Here is a 19,626-nt window from a genome sequence, read left to right on the forward strand (position 1 = left end):
TCCCCTGGATCGGATGATCCTTTCCTGCGGTGCATGGCGGGTATTTTCAAGTGCGGATTGATCTTTGCGCGCGGGCGCGTAGGAGTGGAGCAGGACAAGGGACGCGCGCAATGAACCCGATCAGGGGTATAGCCTTCAAACTTCTGTCGGTGGTGACGTTCATCACCATGTCGGCGCTGGTCAAGGCCGTGTCCGAGCACGTGCCGCCGGGCGAGGCGGTGTTTTTCCGGTCATTCTTTGCCATTCCGGTGATCCTGGGCTGGCTGTGGGCGCGGGGCGATCTGCGCACGGGGCTCAAGGTGGCCTCGCCTATGGGGCATTTCTGGCGCGGGTTCGTGGGCACCACGGCGATGGCGCTGATGTTCACCGGGCTGGGCCTGTTGCCGCTGCCCGAGGTGACGGCGATCGGCTATGCCGCGCCGCTGTTGACGGTGATCTTTGCCGCGATGTTCCTGAACGAACGGGTGGGCGTTTTCCGGCTGGGCGCGGTGGCACTGGGCATGGTGGGCGTGCTGATCGTGCTGTCGCCGCGGCTGACCGCGTTTTCGGGCGAAACGGTGCAGACCACGCAGGCGCTGGGTGCGATGGTGGTGCTGGCCGGCGCGGGCTGTGCCGCGCTGGCGCAGATCTATGTGCGCAAGCTGGTTCAGACCGAGCAGACCTCGGCCATCGTGTTCTTCTTCTCGCTCACCTCCAGCCTTCTGGCACTGCTGAGCCTGCCCTTTGGCTGGGTGCTGCCCACGGGCAAGGAGGCGGTGCTGTTGGTGCTGATCGGGCTGATCGGCGGGTTCGGGCAGATTTTCCTGACCTCGGCCTATCGTCATGCCGATGCCAGCGTGGTGGCGCCGTTCGACTATGCCTCGATGCTGTTTGCCCTGGTCATCGGCTATGTCTTCTTTGACGAAGTCCCGACCGCACCTATGCTGGGGGGTGCGGCGCTGGTTATCCTGGCCGGTGTCATCATCATTCTGCGCGAACACCGGCTGGGACTGAAACGCGGGCGCGCGCGCAAATCCGTCACGCCACAGGGCTGATGGGCTGAGCCGCGATGTCGCGTTGATTGCGGCGGCGATGCACATGTATAGGACGGCGGAAACGCGCGCCCCGATGTCAGGATGGCGAAATGGAAATCAGGAAACTCTCGGATCAGATCGCGGTATCACCTCAGATCACCCCCGCGGATGTAAAGGCCATTGCCGAGGCCGGTTACCGCGCCATCATCTGCAACCGCCCCGATGGCGAGGCTGACGATCAGCCGACCTTTGGCGAGGTCGAGACAGCGGCGAAGAAGGCGGGCCTTGCCACCCGCTATCTGCCCGTGGACAAGGGGACGGTGAAAGACAGCGATGCCGACGCGCTGCGCCAGGCGATGGTCGAGCTGCCAGGCCCGATCTTTGCCTATTGCCGGACGGGGACACGCAGCGCGACCTGCTGGTCGCTGGCTATGGCCGAGACGAAGAGCCTGCCCGAGATCCTGGATGCAACGAAGACGGCCGGATACGACATGGCAGGCGTGGCACGGCGTATCGTGAACGGCGGCCAAACGCCCACCGATGCGGGCGATGCGCATTACGACGTGGTGATCGTGGGTGCAGGTGCGGGCGGCGTGGCAGTGGCGGCCAGCCTGAAAAGCCGCAAGAGCGATCTGGATATCGCGATCATCGACCCTGCTGGCACGCATTATTACCAACCGGGCTGGACCATGGTGGGCGGTGGCCTGCTGGATGCGTCGACCACCGCGAAATCCATGGGCAAGCTGATCCCGGCCGGCGTGCACTGGATCAAGTCGGCGGTGGCCGCGTTCGAACCCAAGGACAACGCGGTGATCCTGGATGGCTGCCGGGTGGTGAAATACAAGCGCCTGATCGTCTGTCCGGGGCTCAAACTGGATTGGCGGGCGATCGAGGGGCTTGAAGAGACGCTGGGGCGCAATGGCGTGACCTCGAACTATCGCTATGATCTGGCGCCCTATACCTGGGAGATGGTGAAACAGACGCGCAAGGGCCGCGCGCTCTTTACCCAGCCGCCGCTACCGATCAAATGCCCGGGCGCGCCGCAGAAAGCGATGTATCTAAGCGCCGACTACTGGCGGCAGGAGGGCGTTCTGAACCAGGTCGATATCCGCTTCATGACGGCGGGCGATGTCCTGTTCGGCGTGCCGGATTACGTGCCGGCGCTGGAGCAATATGTCGATCGGTACCACATCGGCGTGCGGTTCAAGCACAACCTGGTGGCCGTCGATGGCAGCGCCGGGAAGGCGTGGTTCGACGTCACCGGCGAGGATGGTGCGGTAAGCCGGATGGAGACCGAGTTCGACATGCTGCACGTGGCCCCGCCGCAATGCGCGCCGGATTTCATCCGTGTATCGCCGCTGGCCAATGCCGATGGCTGGGTGGACGTGCACAACGCCACGCTGCGCCACAACACCTATGATAACATCTGGGCGCTGGGCGATGTGACCAGCACGCCCAATTCGAAAACCGCCGCCGCCGCGCGGGCGCAGGCGCCGGTGCTGGCCGATAACCTGATCGACGATATCGAAGGACGGTCACCGACCGCGATCTACGCCGGTTACGGATCCTGCCCCCTGACGGTTGAGCGGGGAAAGATCGTGCTGGCCGAGTTCGGCTATGGCGGGGTGCTGATGCCGACGCTGCCGAAATGGATGATCGACGGCACGAAACCGTCTCGCCGGGCATGGTTCCTGAAAGAGCGCATCCTGCCGCCGGTCTACTGGAAGGCGATGCTGCGCGGCAAGGAATGGCTGGCCAAACCCGAGAAGGTTTCCGCGAAGTGAGCGATACGGTGCCCTGCCCCGCGCTGGGCGATGCGGACGTGGTGCAGGGCAGCCCGCGCGCGCGGATGGAAGCCATTGCACGCCTCGCGGTGGCGGGATTGGCGCAGGCGCGGCCCAACTGGGATGGTGTGGTACTGCTGCCCGGCGATCCGACGCACTGGGTGTATCTGAGCGCGGGCGAGATCATCGGCTTCGTATCATTTCTGACCGAGCGTCTTGCCCGGGCCCTGAACGCCGAAGACGGCGCCGAATCCCGGGCCATCGAAGAAACCATGGCCCGGCCCGAGCGCTTGGCCCAACACCTGGCAATGGCCGATTTGGGCGGAAATAGTGACGAAATCCTGGGTCACCTGATCGGCGCCGAGCTGGCGGCGGCGCGTTCCTACTGGCTGGGCCGCGAGGTTGTCGTGCTGGGCGACGGAGCGCTTGCCCGCGCGTATGAGGAGGCGCTGGCGGCGCAGCATGTGCCGGTGGCGCGCGGCGATGTGCGCGCCTGCCTGGAGGCCGCGCGCGAAGCGTTGACCTAGCTGCCTGCAACCCGCGCCCGGCAGGGGCCGAAACGCGCCGCAATCGCCAGGATCAGCCCCGACATGACGGCGATCATCCCGGCCGCGCTGATCGAATTGTCAAAGCCAAGCCATAGCGGCCCATAGCCCGCCAGCACATAGCCGGACAGGGCAGACACCGTAGCGAATCCGATGCTCCAACCCATCTGGTGGTCGAGCCGGTTGGTCATCATCCGGGCGGCGGCGGGCGGGCAGATGAACATGGCGATCACGATGATCGAACCCACCGCATCGAACGCCGCCACGGCCGCGACGGCCGCCATGATCACGAGCAGGAGCCCAATGGCCGTGACCGGCAGGCCCGCGGCTCGGGCAAATCCTTCGTCGAAGGTGGAGATCGTGAGCGGGCGCCAGAGCAGCAAGGTGAGCAGACCGACGAGTAGGGCGACGACGGCCATGCGCGGCAGTTCCGGCGGCAGACCCGCGAGCGCCGCCGGATCGGCCAGCGAGGTCCATCCGGTGGCGTCCAGCCAGATCAGGCTTTCGAGATTGCCGTAAAGCGCGTGTTCGACATCGAGGTGGACGCTGGATGTGTCGGACTGTTCCAGCAGGAGCACCCCGGCGGTGAACATGGTGGTGAAGACCACGCCCATGGCCGCGCCGACCTCGATCCGGCCAAGACGGCGGATCAATTCGATCAGCACGACGGCGATGATGGCTGCACCGGCAGCGCCCAGCATCATCGGCCAGGTCGTGACCGCGCCGGTGATCAGGAATGCCACGACGATGCCGGGCAATGCCACATGGCTGATGGCATCGCCGATCAGGGCCTGCCGGCGCAGCAGCAGGAAGTTGCCCGGAACCGCACAGGCGATGGCCGCGAAAACGCCGATCAGGATCGGCGGCAGCGAAAGCGCCACGAACTCGGCCCCGTTCATGCCGCCCCCCGGGGCCCGAGGCCGCGGTCGATCTGCGTGATCTGGTCAGGCGTGAGAACCGTGTCGATCGGGCGCAACCCGTCATAAAGGGCGGCGGTGGTTTCGAATTTCGGATCGGAGCGGAGAATCTGCCAACGGCGTTCATCGAGTAGCGCGTTCGCGGCGGCGGCGCGGCCCTGGTCCGTCGCAACCCCATCGGCGCGCGCCAGACCGGCGCGGCGCAACAGGCGCATGGTGAATGCTTCGTAGATCGGGTGGCCCTGCGCCAGCGCAAGAAGCCCCTGCCGCAGATGCACGCGGCGGCGGTAGCGGAGATGCCAGAGCACAGACGCCAGAAGCCCGCGCTTCGGCGCGATGACGAAGGACGCGGCGAAAACCGCGAAGGCCGCAAGAACGATGAGCGGGCCCGTGGGCAGGTTCGGGGCCGAGGCAGAAAGGATCGCACCCGTTGCGCCCGAAAAGGCGCCGATCAGGCCGGAAATCAGCACCACGCGACCGGCCTCATCGCTCCAGAACCGGGCGGCCACCGGCGGGATGATCAGAAGCGCGACGATCAGCACGAGGCCGACGATCTTGAGCCCGACGACGGTAACGGCCATGACAAGGCCCATCATCGCAAGGTCGATCCGGTGCACATCACGCCCGGTGGCCGCGGCATAGCCGGGATCGAAGCACACAGCCAGCATGGGCCGGCGCAGAAGGATCACGGCCACAACCGCCAGGGCTCCGCCGATGGCGATGATCATCGCATCGGTGAATAGCATGCCGGCGGTCGAGCCGAGCAGGAAGGTTTCGAGACCGGCCTGTCGGCCCGTGTTCAGAGACTGAATCACCGTAAGTCCGACGATTCCGGCACCAAAGAACACCGAAAGGATGGCACCGATGGCGGCATCTTCGGCAAGGCGCGTGTGCCTTGAAAGCCAGCCGACGGCCAGAAGGCCCAGCCAGGCCGACAGGGCCGAACCCGCCATCAGACCGGGCAAGGCGCGGCCATCGCCGCCAAGCGCCACCATGACGACGAATGCCAGCGCGACCCCCGGCAGCGTCGCATGCGCGATGGCATCCGAAACAAGCGCACGCTTTCGCAGGAAAAGAAACGTACCCGTCAAACCCGCCGACGCGCCCAGAAGACCGGCGCCAACGGTCACGAGAATAGCGTTGTAGCCGAGACCGAACATGTCAGCCGGCCTGCCCCGCCGCTGGCATCGCCGGCAGGCGGCCGCCATATGCCGCGTGCAGGTTTTCCGAAGTAAAGGCCTGGGCCACCGTGCCTTCGGCGATCCGGGTGGTGTTGATCAGGAACACGTGGTCGAAATACGCGGACACGGTGGACAGGTCATGGTGCACGGCGATCACTGTGCGTCCCTCGTCACGCAGGGATTTCAAGACGTCGATGATCGCTGCCTCGGTCGCGGCATCGACGCCCGCAAAGGGTTCGTCGAGCAGGTAGATCTGCGCGTCCTGCGCCAACGCGCGGGCTAGGAAGACGCGTTGCTGCTGACCGCCCGAAAGCTGACCGATCTGACGGTCAGCAAACCGTTCCATGCCGACGCGCGCCAGGCAGGCCATGGCGCGGTCCAGATGCGTGCGGCGGACGCGGCGCAGCAGGCCCAGTTCGCGTGACAGGCCCATCAGGACGACATCGATGACCCGGGCGGGAAAATCCCAGTCGACCGAGGCGCGCTGCGGCACATAGGCGACAAGATGGATCTGGCGCGCAGCCGGCTTGCCATGGATGAGGATCTGGCCAGACAGCGGCCTTACGATGCCGAGGACGGATTTCAGGATCGTGGACTTGCCCGCGCCATTGGGTCCGACGATCGCGGTCATAGCTCCGGGTTGAAACGTTGCGTCGACGGAAAAAACCGCGGGCTTGTCTCCGTATGAAACCGTCAACCCGCGGATGGCGAGGGGGCTCTGGCTGAGATCCCCTGGCAAAACGGCCTGCCCATCGTCGGTGGCGAGTTCGATGCTCATGGCTCAGCCCTTCATGTGCCTGCGGCCAGCCGGCCGAGCATTCCGCGCTCCGGGGCGGTGCCGCCAAGGGCGCGGGTTATGGTGGTCACGTTGTGATCGATCATGCCGATATAGGTGCCTTCGTAGCTGTCCGGCGGGCCCATGGCATCCGAGAACAACTCGCCGCCGATCCTGAGCTCATGCCCACGCGCTGCCGCGCCTTCGACAAGCGCCCGGATGTTGCGGTCGGACACCGAGGTTTCGACGAAGGCGGCGCCGATCCTGCGCGTGACCAGCATATCGACCAGGTCCGCGATGCGGTTCAGCCCGGCCTCGGACTCGGTTGAAATGCCCTGGATGCCGACAACTTCCCAGCCGTAGGCGCGCCCGAAATAGCCAAACGCATCATGCGCTGTCAGAAGTACGCGCGACGGTTCGGGTACGGTGGACAGCATGGCCCGTGCATAGGCGTCGAGCTGATCGAGCTGACTGCGGAAAGCCATGGCGGTTTCACGGAACCGGTCGGACTGGTCGGGCATGGCCGCGATCAGGGTGTCGCGGATGGCGTCCGCGGCGTGGGCCCAGAGCGTGGGCACCATCCAGACATGCGGGTCGTACTTGTTGTCATAGTCGGCATGGGCCAGCAGCTGGTCCTTCGGCACGGCCTCGCCCACGTTCGTGACCGTGACGCGCTTGGACAGGCGTGAAAACAGCTCTTCCAGCTGGGCCTCCAAATAGAGACCATGGCGCAAAACGAGATCGGCGCGGGTCAGCGCAACGATGTCGCTACGGGTCTGGCGGTAGGAGTGTGGATCGACGCCGGGCCCCATGAGCGACTGCACCTCGGTCAGATCGCCGCCGATCTGGCGGGCGGTGTCAGCGATCATGCCGGTGGTTGCCACCACGCGCAGCGGCGCCGCGCTGGCGCGTGCCGCAAGCGGCCAAAGCGCGGCACCAGCAGCAACCGACAAAAAGGCACGACGGGAAGAATGCATGCACGGGCTCCGTTCGGACATCATGCAGATGAAGATGCGAGTCATTCGCAGAAATGTCAACAAGAGTGCGAATGACTCGCAATAACAGGCCCGTGATCAGAACCGGATGATGAAATGCGTGCCGCTTTCGGATGGCATCAGCGCGATGGACCCGCCCGAGGCAGCGAGCATGGTTTGCACGATGGCCAACCCCATGCCGGTGCCCCCCTGGGCGCGGCGGGTCGTGAAGAAAGGCTGGAAAACGCGGCTCCGATCACCTTCGGGAATGCCGGGGCCATCATCCTGAACATGCAGGCTTTGGGCCGAATAGTGCAGTGTTAGAGACTGAGCACCATGTCCTTCGGCGTTCTGCGCCAACTGCTCGAGCACGGCCAGAAGCCCGGCCCGGCCAAGCGGCACCTGGCCCGTGTCCTTGACCGTGATCGTCAGCCCGGATTGATCGCGCAAGGCATCGGCCACATCGGCAAGATCCGCGGGCCCGGGCCCGAGCGGCGTGCGTGCCGCCGCCAGCCGACGCAACGCGCCAAGCAAATCATTCATGCGCGCCGCAGAGGTGCGGATCGATTCGACAAGCGGAGCGCGGTCGGACTCGTCCAGCGGACCATCCAGAAGTTCGGCCGCGGCGCTGATACTGGTCAGGGGCGACTTCATCTCGTGCGTGACATGGTCGGAGAAGGCGCGAATGCCGGTTTCGCGATTCTGCAGGGTGGCGCCCATGTCCAGCATAGCCTGCCCGAGGTCGCGGAACTCGGCCGTGCCGTAATGCTCCAGCGGATCAAGGCCATGCGGCGCGCCTGACTTGAGGGCGCGGGCGCGATCGGCAAGCGCGGTGACCGGGCGCAGCAACACACGCCAGAGGACAAAACCGATCCCGCCCGTCGCAGCCAGAACCCCGGCAGCGATCAGCGCGGCCGCCTGCCCCCAGCCCAGGATAGGCGCCCACCACCGTAACAGGCCCAGCCCGATCAGCGGCAGCGACAGAACCGCAACGAGCGTGCAGGCCACGACAAGCGCCAGCGGCGGGCGCCATTTCTGCCTTATGCGCGTGTGCATGGCCCCATCCTGACACCGACGCCGTGCACGGTTTCAATCGCGCCGCCGGCGCCGGCATCGGCCAGCTTGGCGCGCAGGTTGCGCAGGTGGCTGTCCAGCGTCCGGTCGGAAACATGAATGACCGGGCCATAGACAGCGTCGGACAGCTGGGCCTTGGAATAGACGTTGCCCGGGCGGGCCATGAGATGTACCAATAGCCCCATTTCCCGCTGTGTCAGAGCCACATCCCGACCATCGAAACGGCACAGGTGGCGCATGGGATCAATCTCGAGCAATCCTCGGCGCAGCATGCCGTTTGCCCCGGCCTGCCCCTGGCTTCGTTTCAGCACCGCGCGCACGCGGGCCACCAACTCACGCGGGGAGAACGGCTTGGCCACATAGTCGTCGCCACCCAGCTCAAGGCCGACGATGCGGTCGACCTCGTCATCTCGGGCGGTGAGGAAGATGACCGGCGTGTCCTTCTCGGCCCGCAAGCGGCGGCAGAGTTCGAGCCCGTCCATGCCCGGCAGGCCGATATCCAGCACGATCAGGTCATCCTGCCCGTTGAGCGCCTTGGCAAGACCTTCGGGGCCGTCGCCCGCTTCGCGCGTGCTGAACCCGGCCTGCTTCAGCGCAATGCGCAGTACATCGCGGATCTGGGGATCGTCATCAATAATCAGTATCCGCGCCATTCCTGCGCCTCCGTTTCGATCGCCTGCAGGCTACGCGCGGTGCGCCAGTCGCGAAACCCCCATTCGCGCCAATCGCCAGTGGCGACGAACGCCGGTGTCTGACTTCGACAAAGACGGGCACCGGTTGCCTGTTCATGGGCGCGGATCGCGGGCAGCGCGGCACGGTCGAGCCTGCACAGATAAGACGGGTCATGCGGCACGTCATGCGAAAGATTGTACTGCGCGATGATGGCGGCAAAGCTGGTGAAGCTTGCCAGATAGAGCGTTCCCGTGCCCAGCACCACGCAGCGGCGCAGGAGCCAGGCGGCGGACCAGTTCAGCACGATCTGGACGATCACAAGCAGAACGCCGATTGCCACGACCCACATCCACACCAGCGCAGCGAGGCGCAGATGCGTCAGCCCATAGACCGAAATGTAGGAGTCCAGCCGGATCAGAGACGAAATGACCAGAAGAAGCGTCTGCACCATCCAGGCCAGAAGCGCGGCATGCAGCGCGCGGTTTTCGCGGGCGAAGGGGCGCGCGATCAGCGCGAAGACGCCAGCCAGCAGCGCAGTTGCAAGCAATGGATACGCCCCGCGATGCGCATATTCCGCATAGGACATCCCGTCGGGCAACGCGGCGCCACCGGTAAAGATGGCAATGTCAGACAGGGTCTGTACCGCGAACAACGCGTTGAAAAGTATGAGAGAGCGGCGAATTGCGGGCGCATTGATGATCGCCGGGAGCGCCCGATCACGCCTGGCGACGCCTGCGGGTCGCGCGGCGAGCCGGGCCCCGATTTCAGTGAGCCGCAGGAAGGGCCAGGCCAGAATGCCGACGCCAAGCCAGAAAAGAACGCGTTCGGCCGACACCAGATGGAGATCGGGAGGGCGGAGCCAGCTGGCCAGTATCGGGTTGGCTTCGACCAGAAGCGACAGGAACAAAAGCCCGAGCCCGAACGGCAATGACCATCCGAGAAACAGGGATTTGACCTGCATGCGGGCCTCGGCCCCGGTGTCCTGCCGCTGCAGGGACGTGACGTCGCGGATCATTTGAACCGGCGCCTGCCCCAGGATCCGGGGCATGGCCGCAAGACCCGGCCAACGTGCCAGGGCGATCCACGCTGCCGAAAGTGCCAGGCCGGTGAACCAGAACCCCAGCGATAGTGCCTGCACCCGTTCGATCACCGGCAGAACCGAAAGCACGGCCAACCCAAGCGCGCCAGACCCCCGTTGGCCGGCCAGCCCCCAAGCCGCCGCGATAACCACCAAGCCGAAAACTGCCAGGGAAAGCCCAGGCATCACCTTCCAGAGCAACAGGTCGGCCAAGGCGATCAGTCCGATCAGAACCCCCGCCCGCAGCGGCAGCCCGAGGCTGTGGCTATCTCGGTCATGCGGACGGGGGGGCGGCGGCGGACTGCTCGACAACCACCAGCCATCCATGGCCACCGAATGCGGCACGCCGCGAAGAAGATAGGTTTTCATTGTCTGTCCCTTTCGTGTCTTGCCTGTGTCCGGGTCTAAGGGGCGGCTGTGCAGGCCGGACGTGGCAGTTGCGCAGTTTTCGTGCAGACCGACGCGCTTGCCTTGGGTGCGGGGGCGTGAGACCTTGAACCGGCGAAATCAGGGGCACGAAATGCAAACCGACACGCGTGAAAAAACCGCGCAACTGCCGCAGACGGTTGAACCGCGCAATCCGGGGACCGACCTTGACCTGGACTGGGTGATGGCCGCGCAGGCCAACCGCTCGGCGATCGAGAGGCGGGTGGCCACGTTGCCGGGGCGGCGCACGGTGAAGAAAGATTATCAGGCCGCGTGGCTGTGCAGGGCGATCAGCTGTATCGACCTGACCACGCTGGCCGGAGATGACACGGCAGGCCGCGTCGCGCGCCTCTGCGCCAAGGCGCGACAGCCGGTGCGGGCCGATCTGCTGGATGCCCTGGGGATGCAGGGGCTGACAGTGGGCGCCGTTTGCGTCTATCACGACATGATCGCGCCCGCGATCACCGCGCTGACCGGATCGGGCATTCCGGTGGCGGCGGTCTCAACCGGGTTTCCTGCGGGCCTGTCGCCGCTTCACCTGCGGGTGCACGAGATCGAGGAAAGCGTGAAGGCAGGCGCGGCGGAGATCGATATCGTGATCTCGCGCCGGCACGTGCTGACCGGCAACTGGGAGGCGCTTTATGACGAAATGCGCAGTTTCCGCGCCGCCTGTGGCGATGCGCATGTCAAGGCGATCCTGGCGACCGGAGAGCTGGGCAGCCTGCGCAACGTAGCGCGTGCGTCGCTTGTCTGCATGATGGCCGGGGCCGATTTCATCAAGACCTCGACCGGCAAGGAAAGGGTGAACGCGACATTGCCGGTCTCGCTGGTGATGATCCGCGCGATTCGAGACTATTACAGCCAAACAGGCGTTCGCGTGGGGTACAAGCCGGCGGGCGGGATCAGCAAGGCCAAGGATGCGCTGGCCTATCTGATGCTGATCAAGGAGGAACTGGGGCGCGACTGGCTTTCGCCGCACCTCTTCCGCTTTGGGGCATCGAGCCTGCTGGGCGATATCGAGCGGCAGCTGGAACACCACGTGACCGGTGCCTATTCTGCCGACTACCGGCATCCGATGGGGTAACAGGATGAGCGTGAAAGAGATCTACGACAGCATGGACTATGGCCCGGCCCCCGAGGATGCGAGCGAGGCGCTGGCCTGGCTGGTGGATCAGGGCGACCGGTTCGGCCATTTTATCGACGGCGCGTTCACTGAACCGGGCAACGGCTTTGTGTCGAAAAACCCCGCCACGGGCGAAACGCTGGCCACGCTGACACAGGCCAGCCAGGCCGATGTGGATGCAGCCGTTGCCGCCGCGCGCAGGGCGCAGGGCAAATGGGCCCGTCTGGGTGGCCACGGCAGGGCCAGGTACCTCTATTCACTCGCGCGTCTCCTGCAGAAAAATGCACGGCTTTGTGCCGTGTTAGAGACACTTGATAACGGCAAACCGATCCGCGAAAGCCGCGATATCGACGTGCCGCTGGTGCAGCGGCATTTCTACTATCACGCGGGCATGGCACAGCTGATGGACAGTGAATTGCCCGATCGCGAACCCGTTGGCGTGTGCGGGCAGGTGATCCCGTGGAACTTCCCCCTGCTGATGCTGGCGTGGAAGGTCGCGCCCGCCTTGGCGATGGGCAATACGGTGGTGTTGAAACCCGCTGAATACACCTCGCTCACCGCGCTGCTGTTTGCCGATCTGTGTCGTCAGGCGGGCCTGCCCAGGGGGGTGGTGAATATCGTCACCGGCGATGGCGCCGTGGGCGAAATGATCGTGACCCATCCCGACATCGACAAGGTGGCCTTTACCGGCAGCACCGAGGTGGGGCGCAGAATCCGCCAGGCAACCGCCGGCAGCGGCAAGGCGCTGACGCTCGAACTGGGGGGCAAATCGCCCTATATCGTGTTCGACGATGCCGATCTCGACAGTGCGGTCGAAGGGCTGGTCGACGCGATCTGGTTCAACCAGGGGCAGGTGTGCTGCGCCGGCTCGCGCTTGCTGGTGCAAGAGGGGATCGCCGAGCGGTTTCATGACAAGTTAAGGGCACGGATGCAGAGCCTGCGCATCGGCAACCCGTTGGACAAATGCATCGATATCGGCGCGGTCGTGGACCCCGTGCAACTGCAGGCGATCACCGAAATGGTCGACAACTGCACCGAGGGCGACCGGTTCAGCGTGCATGCCCAGCTGCCGGCCGGGGGATGTTTCTATCCACCGACGCTGATCACCGGGCTGGAGCCGTCGCACCGGCTGATGCAGGAAGAGATTTTCGGACCGGTTCTGGTTTCGACCACCTTCCGCACGCCCGGCGAAGCAGTCGAGCTGGCCAACAACACGCGCTACGGCCTTGCGGCAAGCGTGTGGAGCGAGAACGTGAACCTGGCGCTGGACGTGGCGCCCAAGCTGGCGGCCGGGGTCGTCTGGGTGAATGGCACGAACATGTTCGACGCGGCCGCCGGATTTGGCGGCGTGCGTGAAAGCGGGTTCGGGCGCGAAGGCGGCTGGGAAGGGCTGCGCGCCTATACGCGGGCCAAGGGGCGCAGGCGGAAAATGGAGAAAATCGAGTCTAACACGGGCGAAAATGGCGCTGTGGACGGAATTGACCGGACGGCGAAGCTCTATATCGGAGGTAAGCAGGCCCGGCCTGATGGCGGCTATAGCAGGCAGGTCTTCGGGCGGAGCGGAAAGCTTCTGGGACAGGTGCCCGAAGCCAACCGCAAGGATATCCGCAACGCGGTCGAGGCCGCGCGGGGAGCCTCCGGCTGGTCGCGCACAACTGGTCATCTTCGGGCGCAGATCCTCTATTTCATCGCCGAGAACCTGAGTGCGCGGGCCGAGGAATTTTCCCACAGAATCAACCAGATGAAAGGTGGGCGCAGCGGCGAGAAAGAGGTAGAAGCCAGTATCCGGCGACTGTTCACCTATGCCGCCTGGGCGGACAAGTTCGACGGGCAGGTGCACGGGGTGCCGCTGCGGGGTGTGGCGCTGGCGATGCGCGAGCCGCTGGGAGTGATCGGGGCGCTGTGCGCGGATGAAGCGCCGCTCCTGGGGCTGGTGTCGGTGATGGGGCCGGCGCTGGCGATGGGCAACAGGGTGGTTCTGGTGGCCAGCGAACCCTATCCGCTGGCGGCCACGGATTTCTATCAAGTCCTTGAAACTTCGGACGTTCCTGGGGGTGTGGTGAATATCCTGACGGGGACGCACGAGGGACTGGCGCCGGTGTTGGCGAGCCATCTGGATGTCGACGCGGTCTGGTCGTTTTCATCCTCGGACGTATCCGGCGTGATCGAGCGTGAAAGCGCCGGCAACCTGAAGCGCACCTGGGTCAATTTCGACCTTGTTAGAGACTGGTATGGGCCGGCGGGCGAAGGCCGCGACTTCCTTGAGGCGGCGACCGAAGTCAAGAACATCTGGGTGCCCTACGGCGAGTGAACGCGCAGAGGTTAACGCCACCGCACGGTCGAAATATGGGGGGTGACTTGCGTGCACCGCCCGGCTGACATCCGGCTGTCGGGCAAAACGGCCCGGGTTAACGCGCATTAAGGTTAACGTGGCGCACGGTCGATAGGGTGGGTTTTGAGTATTTATGACCAAGAAAGAGCATGGCGCGGGCTCTTTCTTGGTGAAAATACTCAATCGCGCCAGGCCGGCTAGTTCGACAGGCCTTGCGGACGGCCGACCACGACGAAGCTGAGTTTCCCGGGGTCGAGCAACGCGCGCGCGACGCGGTTCACGTCATCGAGGGTGACTGCGTTCACGCGATCATTGCGGGTTTCGATGTAGTCGATGGGCATCCCCGACATCTGCATCCCGACCATGATGTTGGCGATCGGACCGTTGCCATCGAAGCGCAGAGGATAAGCGCCGGTGAGATACGTCTTGGCGAGGTCCAGCTCTTCGGCCGTGACGCCCTGATCGCGGGCGCGGGCCCATTCGGCGCGGATCACCTCGATCGCCTGGGCCACGCGATCGTTGGCAGAGGCGACCGAGCCCATCCAGATATCCGCCTGGTCCTTGTCGACGAGATAGGAATAAACGCCATAGGTGAGGCCGCGCTTTTCCCGGACCTCCTGCATCAGGCGCGATTCAAAACCGCCGCCACCCAGGATGACGTTCAGCAGGTAGGCCGCGAAATAGTCGGGGTCTTCGAAGGCAATGCCGGGCTGGCCGAACATCACCACCGATTGCGGCGTGTCGAAATCGACGATGGTCATGCCCCCCTCGAACCGGGGCGTAACCTCGGCCGGCATCGGCGCGCCGGTTTCGGGCAGATCGCCCACGAGCGTGTCGAGCAGCGCGCCAAGGTCTTCGGCGGTGATGTCGCCAACCACGCTGACATAGAGCCTGTCACGGGCCAATGCGCCCTGATGCGCGGCAACGATATCGTCGCGGGTGAGCGCGCCGACGCTTTCAAGCGTGCCGTCAAGCGGCGAGCCATAGGGGTGATCGCCGTAGACCAGCGCATCGAAGCGGCGCCCGGCGATGGCCTGCGGGTCACGCTCGTCCGAGCGGATCGAGGAGAGTACCTGGGCGCGCACCCGGTTGATCGCATCCTCATCGAAACGCGGGTTCACAAGGCTTTCGCGCAGAAGCGCGACGGCCTGGTCGCGGTTTTCGGTCAGGAACTTGGCCGAAACGGTCACGGCATCATCATGCACGTTGTAGCGGAAGCTGGCGGCCAGCTCCTCGGACGCGCGGGCAAAGCCGCGTGCATCGAGATCGCCGGCACCTTCTTCAAGCAGGCCGACCATCAGGTTGGTGGCGCCGCGTTTGCCCGGCGCATCAAGCGATCCGCCCCCGCGAAAGCGCAGTTCCAGCGCGACGAAGGGTATGGAATGCTCCTCGACCAGCCAGGCGGTGATGCCGCCGGGCGAGGTGACTTCCTTGATCTCTACGCCGGCACGGGCGGGAAGGGCCAGCAGCAGCGCGGCGAGGACGGCAAGAACCCGGGTCATTGCGTCATCTCCTGTTCCTTGCTCATCAGCCAGCCGGTCACGGCCTTATCGCGGTCGAGAACCTCTTGCGCGGCGGAGAGGATATCGTCGGCGGTGACGGCCTGAAGGATGTCGGGCCAGGCCTGAACATCGGCCACGGTCAGCCCCTGGGTCAGGGCCTGGCCATAGCGGTTGGCCAGACGTTCGACATCGTCGCGGGCGTAGATCTGCGCGGCGCGGAGCTGCATCTTGATCCGGTCGAGATCCTGCGGATCGATCCCGTCGGCGATGAATTGTTTTACCGCGGCATCCATTGCATCTTCGGCCTGTTGCAGGCTCACGCCATCGGCCGGCACGGCGATGAGAGAGAAGGTGCTGTCATCGAGCGAAAGCCCGTCATAGAAGGCCGCGGTGTAAACCGCCGTCTGGGTTTCGAATTGAAGCTTTTCGGCCAGGTAGGACGTGGTGCCGCCGCCCAGAAGCTCGGCCAGCATGGTGAGGGCCGCGGCCTTTTCCTGGGCGCCACTGTCGCGTTCGGGGGCGATGTAGGAGCGGCTGACATAGGGCTGGGCCACGCGCGCATCGCGAAAGACCATCCGGCGTTCGGCCATCTGGCGCGGCTCGGACGGGCGGGTGCGGGCGCCAAGATCGGGGTTGGCGGGCAGGGCGCCATAATATTTTTCGGCCAGTGCGCGCACATCATCGGGCTGCACGTCGCCAGCGACGACAAGGATGGCGTTGTTGGGCGCGTAATACTGTTTGTAGTAGTCCAGCGCGGCCTTGAGATCGAGGCCCTCCATTTCGTGCCGCCAGCCGATCACCGGCACGCCGTAGCGGTGATTGAGGTACTGCGCCGCGCGCTTCTGTTCGCGGAAGAGGGCCGAGGGGCTGTTCTCGGTGCGCATGTTGCGCTCTTCTATGATGACGGCGCGTTCGGTGGCGATATCGCCCTCGTCGAGGCGCAGATTGACCATCCGGTCGCTCTCCATCTTCATCATCAGCTCCAGGCGGTCGGCGGCGACGCGCTGGTAATAGGCGGTGTAATCGAAGCTGGTGAAAGCGTTGTCGTTGCCGCCGTTGCGCGCCACGGTGCGGGAAAACTCGCCCGGGGCCAGCGTATCGGTGCCCTTGAAGAGCAGGTGTTCGAGGAAATGCGCCACGCCAGAGACGCCCGGCTTTTCATCGGCCGAACCCGCGCGGTACCAGACCATATGCACCACAACGGGCGCGCGGTGGTCTTCTATCACGACAACCTCCATCCCGTTATCCAGGGTGAAATGGGTCACCTGATCGTCGGCGCGCGCCACGGTGGCAAGCGCGACAAGGGCCGAAAGCATCGTCAGAATCCGAAGCATGATCCATCCTTTTGCTGGCTGTGCTGAGCTAAAGATACGTCAAGCCGCGCGCGCTTCAAGAAATCGCGCGTCTGGTGACGCAGATGTGAGAGGCGGAGATGATCCGGGCCTAACGGCTGGCGGGCGGCGAGCTGGGCGTGCGCACGCCGGTGCTGCGGCGGAAGCGCTCGGTCTCGCTGCGGGGTTTGAGAGCTTCGCGCTTGTAGACTTTGTTGTAGAGGTCCTGCCGGACGATCCGGAACTTGGTGAAGCGCGACTTGCGACGGCGGAAATCCTCGTCCTGCGCGGCCAGTTCTTCGCGGATGGTGGGTGAGACGCCGTTGCGGCTGGCATGGCGGACAAGCGCGCCATCGCCGGCCGGCACACCGTTGTCCTGAAGCCGCTCGGGCCGGCCGCCAAGGGCGGCCACGCCATCGGCAAGCGGGTTCTGGTCGACGAGGTTCGCGGCGCCGGGCGTGGGCGGCGGCAGGTCCGAGTAGCTGGCGGGTTCCTGAAGCGGTTTCGTCGGAAGCACCGAAAACTCATCCGGGCCCGGCGAGGCCGAGCGCACGTCACGCAGGGTGATGTCGCGTTCATAACCGCCGCAGGCGGCAAGGCCCAGGGCCGACATCATCAGGATCAGGGCGCTTTTGCGCATCGTTCAACTCCACTCCGGTGGCACAGCTTTACCCTATCGCCGCGCCCGCGTCACGGGGCGTTTTGCCCCTATTTTCCCTGCGTGGCCTTTTTTTCCTTGGTATCGCCCCCGGCAAAGATGACCATTCCCAGCGCACCGGCAAACACCGCGATATCGGCCACGTTGAAGGAATAAGGATTGCGGATTCCACAGCAGCTCATGTTCAGGAAGTCGGCCACGGCGCCGTAAAGCAGCCGGTCGACCACGTTGCCCAGCGCGCCGCCGATCAGGAAACCGGCGGAGATGCTGACGGCGGTGCCGTTTTCTTCGTGATGGACAAACCAGAGGACCGCGCCGGAAATGACCAGCGCCACGGCGATCAGAACCCAGCGGGTGAGATCGGAGTTTTCCGCGAACAGGCCGAAATTGATGCCGTAGTTCCACGCCATCCGCAGGTTCAGAAGCGGCGGAACCACGTCTATTTCCAGACGTTGCGACAGGTTCAGCCAATGGACGACATACCATTTGCTGGCCTGATCGATCAGAAAGGTCCAGAACCCCACCCAGAAAACGGTGCGCATGGGTCTATCTCCTGCCTCTGCCCCCGGGGCGGTTTTTCCGCCCTCGGTCATATTTTCTGCCCCATTAGTGCCGGAAATGGCGCATCCCGGTCAAGACCATTGCGAGCCCGGCCTCGTCGGCGGCGGCGATCACCTCGTCGTCGCGCATGCTGCCGCCGGGCTGAATCACCGCCGTGGCACCGGCTGCGGCGGCCTCCATCAACCCGTCAGCGAAGGGGAAGAACGCGTCCGAGGCGACGACCGAACCCTTGGCGGGGTTCTCGGGCAGGCCCAGCGCTTCGCCCATCCGGCCGGCCTTGATCGCGGCGATGTTGGCGCTGTCGACGCGGCTCATCTGGCCGGCGCCCACGCCCACGGTCGCGCCACCCTTCACATAGACAATCGCGTTGGATTTCACGTGTTTGGCCACCTTCCAGGCAAAGAGCAGATCGGCCATTTCCTGATCCGAGGGTGCGCGTTTCGTCACCACCTTGAGATCGTCGAGGCCGATATGCCCGTTGTCCTTGTCCTGCACCAGGAACCCGCCCGAGACCTGGCGGAAGGTCAGGCCCGCGGCCATGGGATCGGCCATCGCGCCGGTGGTCAGCAGGCGCAGGTTCTTCTTGGCGGCAAAGATCGCGCGCGCCTCGTCGCTGGCTTCGGGGGCGATCACCACCTCGGTAAAGATCTGCACGATTTCCTCGGCAGTTTCGGCATCGAGCGGCTGATTCAGCGCGACGATGCCACCAAAGGCGCTGGTGCGGTCGCAATCAAACGCCTTCACATAGGCGTCTTTCAGCGTGGTGCCGCGCGCGACCCCGCAGGGGTTGGCATGCTTGATGATCGCGCAGGCCGGGCCCTCGGTGGCGGAAAATTCGCTGACCAGTTCGAACGCGGCGTCGGTATCGTTGATGTTGTTATAGCTCAGCTCCTTGCCCTGGTGCTGCTGCGCGGTGGCCACGCCCGGGCGGTTCGAGCCGTCGGTGTAGAAGGCGGCCTTCTGGTGCGGGTTTTCGCCATAGCGCAGCGACTGGGCCAGCGTGCCGGCAAAGGCGCGGCGGCGCGGGGTTTCTTCGGCGATCGCATCGGCCATCCAGGTGGACACGGCGGCATCATAGGCCGCGGTGCGGGCATAGGCGGTTTGCGCCAGGCGCTGGCGGAAGGCGCGCGTGGTCTGGCCGTCATGTGTCTCTAACTCGGCCAAAAGCGCGCCATAATCGGCGACGTCGACCACCACGTTGACGAAGGCGTGGTTCTTGGCGGCGGCGCGGATCATGGCCGGGCCGCCGATATCGATATTCTCGATGCAGGTGTCATAGTCGGCGCCCTTGGCGACGGTTTCCTCGAACGGGTAGAGGTTAACGACCAGCAGGTCGATCGCGCCGATACCGTGTTCGTTCATCGCGGCGACATGGGCATCGTTATCGCGCAGCGCCAAGAGGCCGCCATGCACCATCGGGTGCAGGGTTTTCACCCGGCCATCCATCATTTCGGGGAAGCCGGTGACCTCGGAGACGTCTTTCACCGCCAGTCCGGCCTCGCGCAGCGTCTTGGCGCTGCCCCCGGTCGAAAGAAGCTCGACCCTGCGTTCGGCGAGCGCCCGTGCCAGATCGACTAGGCCGGTCTTATCAGAGACGGAGAGAAGGGCGCGGTGGATGGGGGCGGATTGGGTCATCGGGGGCTCCGGTAAATCAGGTGGCAGCTTCTGCGCCGCGGCATA

Annotated in this window: 17 protein-coding genes; 5 read left to right on the forward strand and 12 right to left on the reverse strand. The window is 64.9% G+C overall.

Annotation, left to right across the window (positions count from 1 at the left end; genetic code table 11):
- Positions 1 to 110: 110 nt before the first annotated feature.
- From E0501_RS18190 to E0501_RS18200, 3 genes are all read left to right on the forward strand, one after another.
- The gene (locus tag E0501_RS18190) at positions 111 to 1,034 is read left to right on the forward strand and encodes a DMT family transporter (protein WP_137702814.1); all 924 of its coding nucleotides are present in this window, start codon (positions 111 to 113) and stop codon (positions 1,032 to 1,034) included.
- Between the two features lie 89 nt (positions 1,035 to 1,123).
- A complete protein-coding gene (locus E0501_RS18195; protein ID WP_137702815.1) occupies positions 1,124 to 2,797 on the forward strand; it encodes a bifunctional protein tyrosine phosphatase family protein/NAD(P)/FAD-dependent oxidoreductase in 1,674 nt (557 codons plus the stop codon).
- On the forward strand, positions 2,794 to 3,324 hold the full coding sequence (locus E0501_RS18200; protein WP_161594658.1) for a 2-dehydro-3-deoxygalactonokinase: 531 nt from the start codon (positions 2,794 to 2,796) through the stop codon (positions 3,322 to 3,324). The genes E0501_RS18195 and E0501_RS18200 overlap by 4 nt, the downstream gene beginning before the upstream one ends.
- Here the strand turns inward: E0501_RS18200 and E0501_RS18205 are convergent.
- The 7 genes from E0501_RS18205 to E0501_RS18235 form a co-directional block, all read right to left on the reverse strand.
- A complete protein-coding gene (locus tag E0501_RS18205; RefSeq protein WP_137702817.1) occupies positions 3,321 to 4,241 on the reverse strand; it encodes a metal ABC transporter permease in 921 nt (306 codons plus the stop codon). The genes E0501_RS18200 and E0501_RS18205 overlap by 4 nt on opposite strands.
- On the reverse strand, positions 4,238 to 5,419 hold the full coding sequence (locus E0501_RS18210; protein WP_137702818.1) for a metal ABC transporter permease: 1,182 nt from the start codon (positions 5,417 to 5,419) through the stop codon (positions 4,238 to 4,240). Before E0501_RS18210 ends, E0501_RS18205 begins: the two co-directional genes overlap by 4 nt.
- A 1-nt stretch (position 5,420) precedes the next feature.
- Positions 5,421 to 6,218 carry a metal ABC transporter ATP-binding protein gene (locus tag E0501_RS18215; RefSeq protein WP_137702819.1) on the reverse strand — a complete coding sequence of 266 codons (798 nt, stop codon included), beginning with the start codon at positions 6,216 to 6,218 and terminating at the stop codon, positions 5,421 to 5,423.
- Positions 6,219 to 6,229: 11 nt separating this feature from the next.
- The gene (locus E0501_RS18220) at positions 6,230 to 7,192 is read right to left on the reverse strand and encodes a metal ABC transporter solute-binding protein, Zn/Mn family (protein ID WP_137702820.1); all 963 of its coding nucleotides are present in this window, start codon (positions 7,190 to 7,192) and stop codon (positions 6,230 to 6,232) included.
- 96 nt (positions 7,193 to 7,288) lie between these two features.
- Positions 7,289 to 8,245 carry an ATP-binding protein gene (locus tag E0501_RS18225; protein WP_137702821.1) on the reverse strand — a complete coding sequence of 319 codons (957 nt, stop codon included), beginning with the start codon at positions 8,243 to 8,245 and terminating at the stop codon, positions 7,289 to 7,291.
- Positions 8,230 to 8,916: a response regulator transcription factor gene (locus tag E0501_RS18230; RefSeq protein WP_137702822.1), complete on the reverse strand. Its 687-nt coding sequence runs from the start codon at positions 8,914 to 8,916 to the stop codon at positions 8,230 to 8,232. The genes E0501_RS18225 and E0501_RS18230 overlap by 16 nt, the downstream gene beginning before the upstream one ends.
- The gene (locus E0501_RS18235) at positions 8,901 to 10,382 is read right to left on the reverse strand and encodes a DUF4153 domain-containing protein (protein ID WP_137702823.1); all 1,482 of its coding nucleotides are present in this window, start codon (positions 10,380 to 10,382) and stop codon (positions 8,901 to 8,903) included. The genes E0501_RS18230 and E0501_RS18235 overlap by 16 nt, the downstream gene beginning before the upstream one ends.
- Positions 10,383 to 10,533: 151 nt before the next feature.
- Between E0501_RS18235 and deoC the strand changes: the two genes are divergently transcribed.
- Both deoC and E0501_RS18245 read left to right on the forward strand, forming a co-directional pair.
- Positions 10,534 to 11,523, forward strand: coding sequence for a deoxyribose-phosphate aldolase (gene deoC, locus E0501_RS18240; RefSeq protein ID WP_137702824.1), 990 nt, complete (start codon positions 10,534 to 10,536; stop codon positions 11,521 to 11,523).
- A 4-nt stretch (positions 11,524 to 11,527) separates the two neighbouring features.
- Positions 11,528 to 13,873, forward strand: coding sequence for an aldehyde dehydrogenase family protein (locus E0501_RS18245; RefSeq protein WP_137702825.1), 2,346 nt, complete (start codon positions 11,528 to 11,530; stop codon positions 13,871 to 13,873).
- A 218-nt stretch (positions 13,874 to 14,091) separates the two neighbouring features.
- Here E0501_RS18245 and E0501_RS18250 read toward each other — a convergent pair whose 3' ends face one another.
- The 5 genes from E0501_RS18250 to purH all read right to left on the reverse strand — a co-directional run bounded on the left by E0501_RS18250 (position 14,092) and on the right by purH (position 19,581).
- Positions 14,092 to 15,396, reverse strand: a complete 1,305-nt coding sequence (locus E0501_RS18250) for a M16 family metallopeptidase (protein ID WP_137702826.1) — start codon at positions 15,394 to 15,396, stop codon at positions 14,092 to 14,094.
- Positions 15,393 to 16,730, reverse strand: a complete 1,338-nt coding sequence (locus tag E0501_RS18255; RefSeq protein ID WP_137702827.1) for a M16 family metallopeptidase — start codon at positions 16,728 to 16,730, stop codon at positions 15,393 to 15,395. The genes E0501_RS18250 and E0501_RS18255 overlap by 4 nt, the downstream gene beginning before the upstream one ends.
- 109 nt (positions 16,731 to 16,839) lie before the next feature.
- Positions 16,840 to 17,367 carry a DUF3035 domain-containing protein gene (locus E0501_RS18260; RefSeq protein WP_137702828.1) on the reverse strand — a complete coding sequence of 176 codons (528 nt, stop codon included), beginning with the start codon at positions 17,365 to 17,367 and terminating at the stop codon, positions 16,840 to 16,842.
- Positions 17,368 to 17,435: 68 nt separating this feature from the next.
- Positions 17,436 to 17,927, reverse strand: a complete 492-nt coding sequence (lspA, locus tag E0501_RS18265) for a signal peptidase II (protein WP_137702829.1) — start codon at positions 17,925 to 17,927, stop codon at positions 17,436 to 17,438.
- Positions 17,928 to 17,991: 64 nt separating this feature from the next.
- On the reverse strand, positions 17,992 to 19,581 hold the full coding sequence (gene purH / locus E0501_RS18270; RefSeq protein WP_137702830.1) for a bifunctional phosphoribosylaminoimidazolecarboxamide formyltransferase/IMP cyclohydrolase: 1,590 nt from the start codon (positions 19,579 to 19,581) through the stop codon (positions 17,992 to 17,994).
- Positions 19,582 to 19,626 lie beyond the last annotated feature (45 nt).

Source organism: Marimonas lutisalis, assembly GCF_005434965.1.
Classification (GTDB): domain Bacteria; phylum Pseudomonadota; class Alphaproteobacteria; order Rhodobacterales; family Rhodobacteraceae; genus Marimonas_A; species Marimonas_A lutisalis.

What these genes read in the sequence shown, in the direction of transcription:
- E0501_RS18205 (WP_137702817.1), bottom strand. Translation starts at nt 4,241, where the DNA reads ATGAACGGGGCCGAGTTCGTGGCGCTTTCGCTGCCGCCGATCCTGATC.
- E0501_RS18225 (WP_137702821.1), bottom strand. Translation starts at nt 8,245, where the DNA reads ATGCACACGCGCATAAGGCAGAAATGGCGCCCGCCGCTGGCGCTTGTC.
- E0501_RS18190 (WP_137702814.1), top strand. Translation starts at nt 111, where the DNA reads ATGAACCCGATCAGGGGTATAGCCTTCAAACTTCTGTCGGTGGTGACG.
- E0501_RS18235 (WP_137702823.1), bottom strand. Translation starts at nt 10,382, where the DNA reads ATGAAAACCTATCTTCTTCGCGGCGTGCCGCATTCGGTGGCCATGGAT.
- E0501_RS18255 (WP_137702827.1), bottom strand. Translation starts at nt 16,730, where the DNA reads ATGCTTCGGATTCTGACGATGCTTTCGGCCCTTGTCGCGCTTGCCACC.
- lspA (WP_137702829.1), bottom strand. Translation starts at nt 17,927, where the DNA reads ATGCGCACCGTTTTCTGGGTGGGGTTCTGGACCTTTCTGATCGATCAG.
- E0501_RS18245 (WP_137702825.1), top strand. Translation starts at nt 11,528, where the DNA reads ATGAGCGTGAAAGAGATCTACGACAGCATGGACTATGGCCCGGCCCCC.
- E0501_RS18230 (WP_137702822.1), bottom strand. Translation starts at nt 8,916, where the DNA reads ATGGCGCGGATACTGATTATTGATGACGATCCCCAGATCCGCGATGTA.
- E0501_RS18215 (WP_137702819.1), bottom strand. Translation starts at nt 6,218, where the DNA reads ATGAGCATCGAACTCGCCACCGACGATGGGCAGGCCGTTTTGCCAGGG.
- E0501_RS18260 (WP_137702828.1), bottom strand. Translation starts at nt 17,367, where the DNA reads ATGCGCAAAAGCGCCCTGATCCTGATGATGTCGGCCCTGGGCCTTGCC.
- purH (WP_137702830.1), bottom strand. Translation starts at nt 19,581, where the DNA reads ATGACCCAATCCGCCCCCATCCACCGCGCCCTTCTCTCCGTCTCTGAT.
- E0501_RS18220 (WP_137702820.1), bottom strand. Translation starts at nt 7,192, where the DNA reads ATGCATTCTTCCCGTCGTGCCTTTTTGTCGGTTGCTGCTGGTGCCGCG.
- deoC (WP_137702824.1), top strand. Translation starts at nt 10,534, where the DNA reads ATGCAAACCGACACGCGTGAAAAAACCGCGCAACTGCCGCAGACGGTT.
- E0501_RS18210 (WP_137702818.1), bottom strand. Translation starts at nt 5,419, where the DNA reads ATGTTCGGTCTCGGCTACAACGCTATTCTCGTGACCGTTGGCGCCGGT.
- E0501_RS18250 (WP_137702826.1), bottom strand. Translation starts at nt 15,396, where the DNA reads ATGACCCGGGTTCTTGCCGTCCTCGCCGCGCTGCTGCTGGCCCTTCCC.
- E0501_RS18195 (WP_137702815.1), top strand. Translation starts at nt 1,124, where the DNA reads ATGGAAATCAGGAAACTCTCGGATCAGATCGCGGTATCACCTCAGATC.